General features: G+C 71.6%; 11 protein-coding genes. 3 read left to right on the forward strand and 8 right to left on the reverse strand.

Annotation, left to right across the window (positions count from 1 at the left end):
* Nucleotides 1–1,585, reverse strand: a 1,585-nt coding sequence (gene recQ, locus Q1N79_RS25480) for a DNA helicase RecQ (RefSeq protein ID WP_300613215.1), incomplete at its 3' end; no start/stop codon positions are given.
* Between the two features lie 125 nt (nt 1,586–1,710).
* Between recQ and Q1N79_RS25485 the strand changes: the two genes are divergently transcribed.
* The gene (locus tag Q1N79_RS25485; RefSeq protein ID WP_300613217.1) at nt 1,711–2,316 is read left to right on the forward strand and encodes a maleylpyruvate isomerase N-terminal domain-containing protein; all 606 of its coding nucleotides are present in this window, start codon (nt 1,711–1,713) and stop codon (nt 2,314–2,316) included.
* Between the two features lie 15 nt (nt 2,317–2,331).
* Here the strand turns inward: Q1N79_RS25485 and Q1N79_RS25490 are convergent, their stop codons facing one another.
* From Q1N79_RS25490 to Q1N79_RS25505, 4 genes are all read right to left on the reverse strand, one after another.
* Nucleotides 2,332–2,757, reverse strand: coding sequence for an OsmC family protein (locus Q1N79_RS25490; protein WP_300613220.1), 426 nt, complete (start codon nt 2,755–2,757; stop codon nt 2,332–2,334).
* A 183-nt stretch (nt 2,758–2,940) separates the two neighbouring features.
* Nucleotides 2,941–3,225 carry a hypothetical protein gene (locus Q1N79_RS25495; protein WP_300613222.1) on the reverse strand — a complete coding sequence of 95 codons (285 nt, stop codon included), beginning with the start codon at nt 3,223–3,225 and terminating at the stop codon, nt 2,941–2,943.
* A gap of 367 nt (nt 3,226–3,592) precedes the next feature.
* On the reverse strand, nt 3,593–4,279 hold the full coding sequence (locus Q1N79_RS25500; RefSeq protein WP_300613224.1) for an MBL fold metallo-hydrolase: 687 nt from the start codon (nt 4,277–4,279) through the stop codon (nt 3,593–3,595).
* A gap of 248 nt (nt 4,280–4,527) precedes the next feature.
* The gene (locus Q1N79_RS25505; RefSeq protein ID WP_300613225.1) at nt 4,528–5,505 is read right to left on the reverse strand and encodes an EamA family transporter; all 978 of its coding nucleotides are present in this window, start codon (nt 5,503–5,505) and stop codon (nt 4,528–4,530) included.
* Between the two features lie 88 nt (nt 5,506–5,593).
* On the opposite strand from Q1N79_RS25505, the gene Q1N79_RS25510 reads away from it, so the two are divergent.
* A complete protein-coding gene (locus tag Q1N79_RS25510) occupies nt 5,594–6,133 on the forward strand; it encodes a CGNR zinc finger domain-containing protein (protein ID WP_300613227.1) in 540 nt (179 codons plus the stop codon).
* Between the two features lie 26 nt (nt 6,134–6,159).
* Here the strand turns inward: Q1N79_RS25510 and Q1N79_RS25515 are convergent, their stop codons facing one another.
* The 3 genes from Q1N79_RS25515 to Q1N79_RS25525 all read right to left on the reverse strand — a co-directional run bounded on the left by Q1N79_RS25515 (nt 6,160) and on the right by Q1N79_RS25525 (nt 9,631).
* On the reverse strand, nt 6,160–7,593 hold the full coding sequence (locus tag Q1N79_RS25515) for an AarF/ABC1/UbiB kinase family protein (protein WP_300613229.1): 1,434 nt from the start codon (nt 7,591–7,593) through the stop codon (nt 6,160–6,162).
* Complete coding sequence (locus Q1N79_RS25520; protein ID WP_300613231.1) at nt 7,590–8,492, reverse strand: oxygenase MpaB family protein; 903 nt, start codon at nt 8,490–8,492, stop codon at nt 7,590–7,592. Before Q1N79_RS25520 ends, Q1N79_RS25515 begins: the two co-directional genes overlap by 4 nt.
* A gap of 107 nt (nt 8,493–8,599) precedes the next feature.
* Nucleotides 8,600–9,631, reverse strand: coding sequence for a hypothetical protein (locus tag Q1N79_RS25525; protein WP_300613233.1), 1,032 nt, complete (start codon nt 9,629–9,631; stop codon nt 8,600–8,602).
* A 380-nt stretch (nt 9,632–10,011) separates the two neighbouring features.
* On the opposite strand from Q1N79_RS25525, the gene Q1N79_RS25530 reads away from it, so the two are divergent.
* The coding region (locus tag Q1N79_RS25530; RefSeq protein ID WP_300613235.1) for a hypothetical protein at nt 10,012–10,317 on the forward strand (306 nt) is incomplete at its 3' end.

The following is a 10,317-nucleotide window of genomic DNA, read 5'->3' on the forward strand; positions in this document are numbered from 1 at the left end:
CCGCCTTCGGCACCGGCACGTCGCGGCGCAGCAGCACCTGCCGCTGCCCCCGCAGCACCTCGCCGCTGTCCTCGGTGAGCGCCAGCGTCTGGAACTCCCCCTGCACCGTGAGCAGCCCCTGCGCCAGCAGCTGGCGGACGACCCCGCGCCACTGCGCCTCGCGCAGCTCGGTGCCGATCCCGAACACGGAAAGCTCGTCGTGCCGGTTCCGCCGCTCGACCACCTTGTCGGTCTTGCGGCCGAGCAGGATGTCGATGACCTGGCCGGCGCCGAACCGCTGGTCGCGCTCCCGGTCCAGCCGTACGACGGTGGACAGCAGCTTCTGGGCGGGCACGGTCCCGTCCCAGACCTGCGGCGGTGACAGGCACGTGTCGCAGTTGGCGCAGGCCACGGCCCGTTCGGAAAAATAGGCCAGCAGCTGGGTGCGGCGGCATTCGGTGGTCTCGCACAGCGCCAGCATCGCGTCCAGCTGGGTTTGCTGCCTGCGCCGGTGCGCCAGGTCGCCCTCTGAGCTGTCGATCAGCCGGCGCTGCTGCACCACGTCGGCGAGGCCGTAGGCGAGCCAGGCGGTCGCGGGCAGCCCGTCGCGGCCGGCCCGGCCGGTCTCCTGGTAGTAGCCCTCGACGGACCGCGGCAGGTCGAGGTGGGCGACGAAGCGGACGTCGGGCTTGTCGATCCCCATCCCGAACGCGATCGTGGCGACTATCACGAGCCCGTCTTCGCGCAGGAACCTGGCCTGGTGGGCGGCGCGGGTGGCCGCGTCAAGGCCGGCGTGATAGGGCAGCGCGGGGATGCCGCTCTCGGTGAGGAACGCGGCGATCCGCATCGTCGAGTCGCGGGACATGCAGTACACGATTCCCGCGTCGCCGGGGTGCTCGGCGCGCAGGAAGGACAGCAGCTGCCGCTTGGGGTCGTTCTTGGGGACGATGCGGTAGGCGATGTTCGGCCGGTTGAACGAGGACACGAACATCTTCGCGCCGGCCAGCTTCAGCCGGATCGCGATCTCCTCGCGGGTGGCCTGGGTGGCGGTGGCGGTCAGCGCGATCCGCGGCACGTCAGGCCAGCGTTCGTGCAGCACCTGCAGTTCGAGGTAGTCGGGGCGGAAGTCATGCCCCCACTGCGACACGCAGTGCGCCTCGTCGATGGCGAACACCGAGACCTTGCCGTCATCGAGCAGCCGCAGCGTGGCGTCGCCCCGCAGCCGCTCCGGCGCGAGGTAGAGCAGGTCGAGCTCGCCGGCCTTGAACTGCTGCTCGACGACGTGCCGGGTCCCCGGGTCCTGCGTGGAGTTGAGGAAGTCGGCGCGTATCCCGAGCTGGCGCAGCCCCGCCACCTGGTCCTGCATGAGCGCGATCAGCGGCGAGACGACCACGCCGGTGCCCGGACGGACCAGCGCCGGGACCTGGTAGCACAGCGACTTGCCGCTGCCGGTCGGCATCAGCACGAGCGCGTCGTCACCGGCGATCACGTGGGCGATGATGTCCTCCTGCTGGCCGCGGAAGCTCTCGTAGCCGAACACGCGGTGCAAGATGGCCGCCGCGCGCTCGGCGCTGTCGGCGCTGCTCTGCTCGGTGGGGGAGGACACGCCGCGATTCTACGGTCAGGCACCGACACGCAGTGCCCGCAACTAACGCCCGCTCGCCCGCTCGCCGCTTCGGCGCGGCGATTCGACGAGAATGACGCTGATAGGCCCTGGAGAGGAGACGTTCCGTGATCGATGGCAGTGACATTCTCGCGGCCGCGGCGGCCTGCCACGGCTTCCTTCAAGCGGCCGCCGATGCCGACTGGTCGGCGGCGGTCCCCGGCCTGGACTTCACCGTCGCCTCGGTGGTCGCCCATGCCGCCAACGGACCGCTGTGGTACGCCCTTGACCTGTGGGGCGGGCCCGGGGATGACGCCGCCTTCGACCTCAAGGTCAGCGCCGATGCCGCCAACGCCGCGCTCCTGGTCAGCCTGCGCAGCGCCGCGTGCGCCTGCGCCGCGTCGGTCGACGCCGCACCGGCGAGCACGCGCGGCTTCCACCCCGCCGGCGCCGCCGACCCCTCAGGCTTCGCCGCGATGGCCTGCGACGAGCTGCTTGTGCACACCGACGACGCTGCCAGGGGCCTGGGGCTGCGCTTCGCCCCCGACCAGGAACTGGCCGGGCGCGTCCTGGCACGGCTGTTCCCCTGGCACGATCCTGGTGACGACCCGTGGCAGGCGCTGCTGTGGGCCAACGGGCGCACCGACCTGCCGGGACGCGAAAGGCAGGCGGACTGGACCTGGCACTGCGCCCCGCTCGCCGACTGGGACGGGCGGGCGCCGGCACAGCCCTGACGGGCGCGGCGCGACCTACTCGATATGGGTCGTGACCGGAGTGCCGAGCTCGACCGTCCGGCTGACCGTGCAAAGGCGCTCGTGCGACTGCTTGACCGCGTCCGGGAGCAGGGCGCGTGCCTTGTCGCCGCCCGCGCCCTCCGGGAACGTGATCCGGAACGTCACGGTGATGTCCGTCAGCAGGTTGCGGCCCTTCTCGTCGCGTACCTTTTCCGCCCCCACGTCCACGACGAACGAGTCCGGCTCGGCGCGCCGCGACGTGAGGATGTCGACGTCGATCGCCGTGCACCCGCCGATCGCCGCAAGCAGGAGTTCCACCGGCGTGAAGTCGGTGCCGGCGCCGGAGCCGATGGTGAGCTGGCCGCCGTGTTCGTTGGTCACGCTGTACGTGAGGTTCGCGATCCGCTCGATCGCCACCTGGCGATGCGTTTCCTCGGTCATGACCACCACAGTGTCAGACGAGCCAGGGGCAGGCCAGGCCCGGACCCGGCATCTCCTAGCGTAGGTATTCGCCGACGGACCTTGACACCGAACACATTCAAATATACGTTCTAAAGCGAGATAACGCCAGATTACGCGCCGCCGGTGGCTGATGACATGATCCGTGCTGGTTCCGCGCATGACCTATGCGGCGGCCTGTTCGCCGACTACCCGTGCGCGGTGCGAGAGGCTGACAGGATCCGGTCCGTCCAGTCGATGGTCCTCATCGTGCGTGACGACGATGGCGACGGCGACGGCGCTCGCTTCCTCGTACTGGTCCGCGACAGCAGCGAAGCCGGGCGCGAGCCCGGCTACTCGTTCGTGCCGTGGCACGCGGACGGCCCGCTCGTCACCGTCGAGCCAGGCAGCCGCTGCCTGCCGGGCCCCGTCGCGAGCGCCATCACGCGCGGCACGCCGATCCCGCGGCATGGGTCGCTGTTCGGGTGGCTCGACGGGAACGTGGTCAGCGCGCTGATCGCGGTGTACGCGGATCACGCGTCTGAATACCCCGACCCGAGCTTGGCGGTGATGCCGCTCGCCGGAGCCCCCCCGGCGTCATGGCCCCCGTTCACGAGCGAGCAGCTGTTCGGATCGTGGTTCTGGAAGTACTACCGCACGATGCGGATAGTCGACCTCGCGGGCCTGATCGCGGCGCGGCCAGCCACGATCTTCTGGGTAGACACGCAAACGATGCTCGGCTGGGACTGCTGCGTCGTCTCCCGGGACATCACAGGCGACGCGGGTTACCTGCTCCCGCGCGGCTGCTACCTGTACTACGAGGGGCCGTACCGTCCGATCAGGGGATCCACACGGAGCGGTCGTGGGCGAAGTAGACGATGCGGGGATCGAGCTGCTGGATCGCGTCCATCCAGTCAGGGATGCCGGGCAGGGGCTGTGCGTGTCCGTCACGGCGGGCCCGCCAGGCGAGCTGGTCGGCGGCGTACTGCGTGGCCGTGTCGTGGCTTTGCCCCGCCACGATCACCGCGCCGTCCGGCCGCCGGACGACCAGCGACTGATGGCCGTCGGTGTGGCCTGGCGTGGGCATGAGGAAGACCCCGGGCAGCATCTCGACCTGGCCCGTCACCTGCTCGAACCGGCTGCCCTCGATCAGTTCGGGGAGCGTGTAGTCCGGTGTATGCCGGGCGGCGCCGAGCTCGGTTTCCTGCACGAAGACCGGTACCTGGCCAAGCAGCGGGTTGCCGCCGCAGTGGTCGAAATGCAGGTGGCAGTTCGCGACCATCCTGATGTCGGCGAGCTGCGCCCCGGCGGCCGCTAGCGCCTCGCGCAGTCCCACCCGCCGCGGGCGGTAGTGCGCGTCAACCTCTGGATGGGAGCCCATGCCCGTGTCGAACAAGAGCATTCCCTCGGGGTGGCCGACGACGTAGCCCAGGCAAGGCTCGACTCTCGGCGCCCCCGTCCCGATCTCCTCCGCTGGCCGCACGAAGTAGCCGAAATCAACACGCCGCACGCTGACGCCGGTCATCCCTCATCCTCGCCCCCGCGAGCAGGCACCACAAGCGATAAAGCTGCCATCGCCGATGCCCGGGCTGCGTGAGCGGCGGGCTCCCGCCAGCGATCGTCGTTATCGGGGATAGAAAACCACCTTAAAAGGTGGTTTTCTATCCCCGATCATCCATCGTGGGGTCCACGTCCGGGGTGATCACCTGTCGGCTGCCTCGCAGTACCGAGCTCTTGCGGGCCGGGCAGATGAGCGTGATCGCGCGGGATGAGTCATGACGACTCGTCGAGCCGCACGAGCACGACCCCGCACAGGATCAGCGCCCCGCCGAGGAACTGCATGCCCGTCGGCACTTGGTGCAGCAGCAGCCAGGCGAAGAGCACGGCGAACAAGATCTCGGCCATCCCGACGAACGAGCCGAGCTTGGCGCCCAGCCGACGGGCCGCGCCCACGCCGACGACATACGCGAAGGCCGCCGCGAGCACCGACAGCCCCAGCACCGACACCAGCCAGCTCACGCGATGGCCGAAAAGGACCACGTCCGCCGCCGAGGCGGTCAGCGGAAGCACGCGGGTCAGCCCGGCCGCGCCGAGCACGAGCGCCCCGACGATCATCGCGCCCCAGGTCATGACGACAGGCGGAAGCGGGTCAGCGTCCACCTTCGCCGAAAGGAAGAAGTACACCGCCAGGCTCACGGCGGCCCCGAGGCCCCAGAGCACCCCGACCGGATTGACGCCGCCGGCTCCGGACAGGTTCAGCATCAGCGCGAGCCCGCCGAGCGCGCCCGCGCCGCCGATCACGGTCAGCAGGCGAGGCCGCTGGCCGTGCCGCACCCACAGCCAGCCGACGACGAGCACGACGCCGAGGTACTCAAGCAGCAGCGCGACCCCCACCGGCATCCGCTCGATCGCGTTGAAGTAGCAGACCTGGCAGGACGCCACCCCGACGAGGCCGAAGGCGATCGTCCGCCACGCCCGCCGGCGAAGCAGCGCCCAGCGCCCGCGAAGCTGCAGCAGAGCGGGGCCGGTCAGCACCAGCGCGGCGACCGACACCCGCGCGATCACCGCGGCGGCAGGGGACCAGCCGGCGTCGATCAGCGACGTGCCGAACGTTCCCGAGGTGCCGAAGGCGGCGGCCGACAGCAGCCCAAGCGTCAGCCCGGCCCCAGCCAAGGCGCGCCCGGCGCCGCGCGGCTCGCGGGCCGCGACGCCCGGCGCGAGCCGGTCGTCAACGCTCCACCCGGTGGTCATCGGCCCGCTCCCTAGTCACCGTCAGCGCCGTAAGTGGTAAAAAAGACCTACGACCATGACACTACCCGCGGTCGCCGAAAGGGGCCAAATGCTTTTTGCCCATGACACCGAGGTGTCACTCCACTCGATCGCCGCGCTGGTCAACACCGCTCGCAGCGGGAAGGAGGAGCTGCCCGACGTGGCCGCGCTTGACGCCTTCGTGGCCGAGTGGCGCTGGACCGGCAGCCGCACCCACGACCAGCAGGAACTGGGCGCGGTCAGGGCCCTGCGCCCGCGTCTTGAGCGCGTCTGGGACATGACCAAGGACGAGGCGGCGGACCTCGTCAACACGCTGCTCAAGGACGCGAACGCGCTGCCGCAGCTGGTCAAGCACGACGGCTGGGACTACCACGTGCACGCCACCTCGCCGGACGCGCCGCTCGCGGACCGGATGGCGGTCGACGCGGCGATGGCGGTCGCCGACGTGATCCGCTCCGGCGAGCTGGAGCGGCTGCGGGTGTGCGCCGCCGACGACTGCGTTGACGTGCTCGTCGACCTGTCCAAGAACCGGTCCCGCCGGTTCTGCAGCCTCACCTGCGCGAACCGGGTCAACGTCGCCGCATACCGCAGCCGCCGTAGCGCCAGCTAAGGTCCCGCCCGGCGACAGGAGCACTGTCATCCCGAACGAGGCGGCCCGGCTCCGTTCGGGATAATGACTGTGCTTCGCTGGGGCGGCGGGGGCTCGGGGCGCGGCGCCAGCCAGGCAGCTTCGGCCTCGCCCATCGGCGTGGCTGGCGGTCCCTGGACGAAGGGCCAGATCTCCTCGGCGATCGCGCGCCAGTTGCCGGTGGCGCCAAGGTCGCCGAGCAGCGCGAACACGCCCAGGTTGATGCGCTGCAGGATGACGTAGGACCTGGGGATGCGGGCGTAGGCGGCCAGCGGGTTGCGGAAGTCGAAGTACCTGCGGGCGACCGCCGAGGCGTACCCCGGGGTCATCGTCCGCACCCCTGGGGTCCGCACGGTGTCGTAGAACAGGGCCATGTGCTCGACGATCTGCTCGGTCGGCAGCGGCGCGCCCGGCATGAGGAAGTCGGCCTCCTCCATGGCCCGGCGGAACGCCTCGGGGTCGCGGTCGACGCACAGGTAGCGCACCATGTGCACAAGTGGCTGCAGCTCGTCCGGCGTGAAGTACTTGACCAGGCCGAAGTCGAGGAAAGTGACGCGGCCCCGCGCGCCGCGGTGGAACAGGAAGTTGCCCGGATGCGGGTCCCCGTTGAACGCGTGGGCCTGGTACAGGCTGCGGAACGTGAACCGGTAGATCGTCTCGGCCGCGAGGTCCTTCTCGTGCTGTGGCCAGGTGAGCAGCTCCGCGAACCGCGCGCCGGTGGCCAGCTCGCTGGTCACCACCCGGGCGGTGGACAGCTCGTCCACGACGCGCGGCACGTGAATGGTCGGATGGCCGTCGAAGTAGGCGGCGAACATCCGCTGGTTGGCCGCCTCCCGGTGGTAGTCGAGTTCCTCGCCGATCCTCGTCCGCAGCTCTTCGATGAGGGCATCGACGTCCTGGTTCGGCGCGGCGACCTTGAGCAGGCGGCGCAGCAGCGCGACGTTGCCGAGGTCGGCGGAGATCGTCTCGGCGATCCCCGGGTACTGCACCTTGACCGCGACCGCGCGCCCGTCGCGGGTGATCGCGCGGTGCACCTGGCCGATCGAGGCGGCGGCGATCGGCTCCGGGTCCCACGCCTGGAAAACCTCGCCAGGTGGCGCGCCGAATTCTTCGGCGATCACACCCGCGGCAAGCTCCGCGCTCATCGGTGGCACGCTGTCTTGCAGCGTGCTCAGCGTGCGGCGGACCGGGGGCGCCAGGCCGTCGTCGACGTAGCTGGCCATCTGCCCGATCTTCATCAGGACGCCCTTCATCGTCCCGAGCGTGGCGGCGACGTCCTCCGCGGTCTGCAGGGCGAGGTCGTTGCGCAACTGCTGGCGCTGCTCCCCGGCCGCGGTGAACAGGCGCGGCGCGCTCGTCGCGTACCTGGCGCCGCCCCTGGCCGCCAGCCGCACGGCAGCCAGCCCGCGGCTCAGCCGCAGCCGGTTGGGAGTGTTGCTCACCCGCGCCGTGCCCGGCGCATCCGCAACTCGATCCGCTGGCGTGCCTCGAGCACGCCCGGCTCGCCGAGGTAGAGCGCGTCAAGCACGCCGAGCACCTGCCTGACCTCGGCGCGGCGCTGCTGCGTGACCCGGGCGCCCGGGGCGGGCGGGACCACTCCGTACAGGTCGGCCGCCCAGTCCGGCAGCGAGGCGATCGCGGCCTCCCCGATGTCCCGCCACAGGTCCGCCAGGTCTTCGTCAAGTCCAGGCAGGTGGAGCAGGTACGCGGCCGTATCGGCCGCGGCCGGGGTCAGCGCGAGCACGGGCCGGACCACGCGCAGGTAGTCGTCAAGCGCCGCGACCGTGCATGGGGCGCGCCCTGGCGGGACCCCGACGAGTTCGGCGGCGGCGGACATCTCGGCGACGTAACCGTCCTTGTCGGCCAGGCTCAGCGGCGTCCCGAACAGGTCCGCGGCCGCGAGCACCGAGTCCACGAGCCCCGCGTGCACCCAGAGCAGCAGGTCGGGGTCGCCCGCCGCGTACGGCCGCCCGGTCACCGGGTCGGTGCCGTGCACCCGCTCGTGGATCTTCCTGACCCGGGCCGCGGCCCGCTCCGCCGCCGGCCTGTCCCCGTAGGTGATCGTCGCCAGGTAGGCGGCGGTCGACGCCAGCCGTCCCGCCGGGTCGGCGCGCCAGTCGCTGTGCTGGTCGACCCCGGCCATCGCGAGCGGGTGCAGCGCCTGGACGAGCAGCGACCGCACCCCGGCGACGGGCGCCGACAGATCGCCGTTGAGCCGCCAGGTGACGCTGCCCGGCCCGAAGTACCCGTCGTCGGCCGGGCGCGCCGGCACGCTCGCGGCGAACGCCGCCGCGGCACGCTGCAGCAGCCCGCCGGCGGCCGGGTACACCTCCGCGGTCATCGCCATGTCCTCATCGCCGTGACCCGCACGTATCCCACGCTACCGCGTGCGTCCGGCGCCGCCCCACCGACGGCGCCGCCTGGTGACTGCGGCCCGCGGGCGTTACCTCAGGTGGCCACCCAGCGGATGGAGAACTCGGTGAGGGTGTAGCCGAGGGCGTTGACCGTCGGCTGGATGAAGTTGTTCCTGATCATCGCGGTGGCCTCGGTCTCCGCCGCGGCGATCAGCGGGCGCGTCACCGTGGCCAGGTGCGTCGCCTGGTAGAACGCCACGGTCTGCGCCTGGGCGTACAGCACCGACTGGGAGAACTGCGGCTGGATCAGGACGCCGCAGCCGAACCCCGGGTAGGTCCAGCTGTGGCTGGTGGAGATCGGCTTGGACAGCGTGTTGTCGACGCTGATGTCGTGCACGGACTGCGGCAGCTGGGGGAGCGGCAGCGCCATGGAAATCGCCAGCCGGCCCGGGCTGCCCGGCACCGCCTTCCGCAGGACGCGCAGCTCGTAGTGCCCGGTCGCGGGCTGCCACCATGACGGGCCTGGGTTGAGGTCTACGGTGGCGGATGCCCGGCCGACCGCGTAGAAGGTGCCGGAGTACCAGCAGGGCCACGGGCCGATGTTCTTGGACACCGTGTGCGTGAAGACGAAGTTGAAGTTCTCCGTGCCGAGCGCGGGGCTGGAGATGCCCTCGATCTTCTGCAGCACGAGCGGGCCGACCACGACGTTCGTGGTGGTCCCGGCGCTGATGGACTGCCATGGCCAGCCGAATGAGATGTGCGGCAGGTGCACGTTGACCCCGAACAGGTGCAGCGCCGCCGCTAGCGCGGTGAGCACCGCCCAGGCCACGGCCCGCCGGAAGATCAGGCCGGCGATGAGGATGACCGCTCCCCATCTGGCCCACCACGGGATGCGCGGCAGCAGCCGGGGGCGCCAGCCGCCGGGCGCCCGGGGCGCCCGGGGCGGCCGGGGCGCCGGGGGCGGCGGGTACGGCCCGGGCAGCGGCCGCGGGTAGCCCTGCGGTTCGGCGTACCGCTGACCGGAACGGCGCTGCGCGTCCGCGTCCGTCCACGGCTGCCCGATGGGCGGAACCTGCGGGTCGGCAGCGTCGGGCCGGGCGGTGCGCTGGATGATGATGCGGACCACGGGGGTGCCTGCGCTTTCTGTCGGTTAAGACGGTGGCGGGGTAGTTGAGGGTGAGCACGACGGGGATGGCGCCGAACGGCTCGCGGAATCTGCCGCCGGGCTTGTCCGGCGCGTTGGGGTCGTCGATGGCGGGCCAGTGCATCCGGGTGTGCCGGGCGGTCAGCCCGGCCACGGAGTAGGGGAACTCCATCGCCGGGACGCGGTGCTCGCGCAGCAGCCCGCCCCAGCGGAAGGCGGCGAACGCCTCGGCCAGGGCGCGCACGGACAGCGGCCGCGGCGCGGTCAGGTCGACCCGGTACACCGCCGCGGCGAGTTCGGCGAGGTCGCTCGCGCACTGGGCGAGCGCGTCGTCCTTGGTCAGGTAGACGGTGCCGTCCTCGTTGGGGGTGCCCAGCTTCTCCCCGTGCACCGGCGACAGGCGCGGGTCGGCGTGGCACTCCATCCAGTCGCAGGCGGCGATCAGTTCCCAGGGGATGCCGGCCTGGCGCGCCGCGCGCCGGTACCGCCGTTCGCCGCGGGCGAGCGGCCCCTTGGCGGTCGCGAAGAACGCGGTCGCGACGGTCGCGGGGAGCAGCCGCGGATACAGCTGCGCGCCGGGTGTCACCAGCCCGGGGATGCTGGCGCTGCCGCGGGCCGCCGTGTGCACCGGGGCGTGGACCGCCGGCCGCGCGGGCCTGCCCGCGGAG

It is taken from the genome of Trebonia sp. (assembly GCF_030042015.1).
In the GTDB taxonomy this organism is placed as follows: Bacteria; Actinomycetota; Actinomycetes; order Streptosporangiales; family Streptosporangiaceae; genus Trebonia.

Coding starts and splice junctions, on each gene's coding strand:
- Q1N79_RS25490 (WP_300613220.1), bottom strand. CDS start 2,757: ATGACCGAGGAAACGCATCGCCAGGTGGCGATCGAGCGGATCGCGAAC.
- Q1N79_RS25495 (WP_300613222.1), bottom strand. CDS start 3,225: ATGCCGCGGGATCGGCGTGCCGCGCGTGATGGCGCTCGCGACGGGGCC.
- Q1N79_RS25500 (WP_300613224.1), bottom strand. CDS start 4,279: ATGACCGGCGTCAGCGTGCGGCGTGTTGATTTCGGCTACTTCGTGCGG.
- Q1N79_RS25505 (WP_300613225.1), bottom strand. CDS start 5,505: ATGACCACCGGGTGGAGCGTTGACGACCGGCTCGCGCCGGGCGTCGCG.
- Q1N79_RS25510 (WP_300613227.1), top strand. CDS start 5,594: ATGCTTTTTGCCCATGACACCGAGGTGTCACTCCACTCGATCGCCGCG.
- Q1N79_RS25520 (WP_300613231.1), bottom strand. CDS start 8,492: ATGACCGCGGAGGTGTACCCGGCCGCCGGCGGGCTGCTGCAGCGTGCC.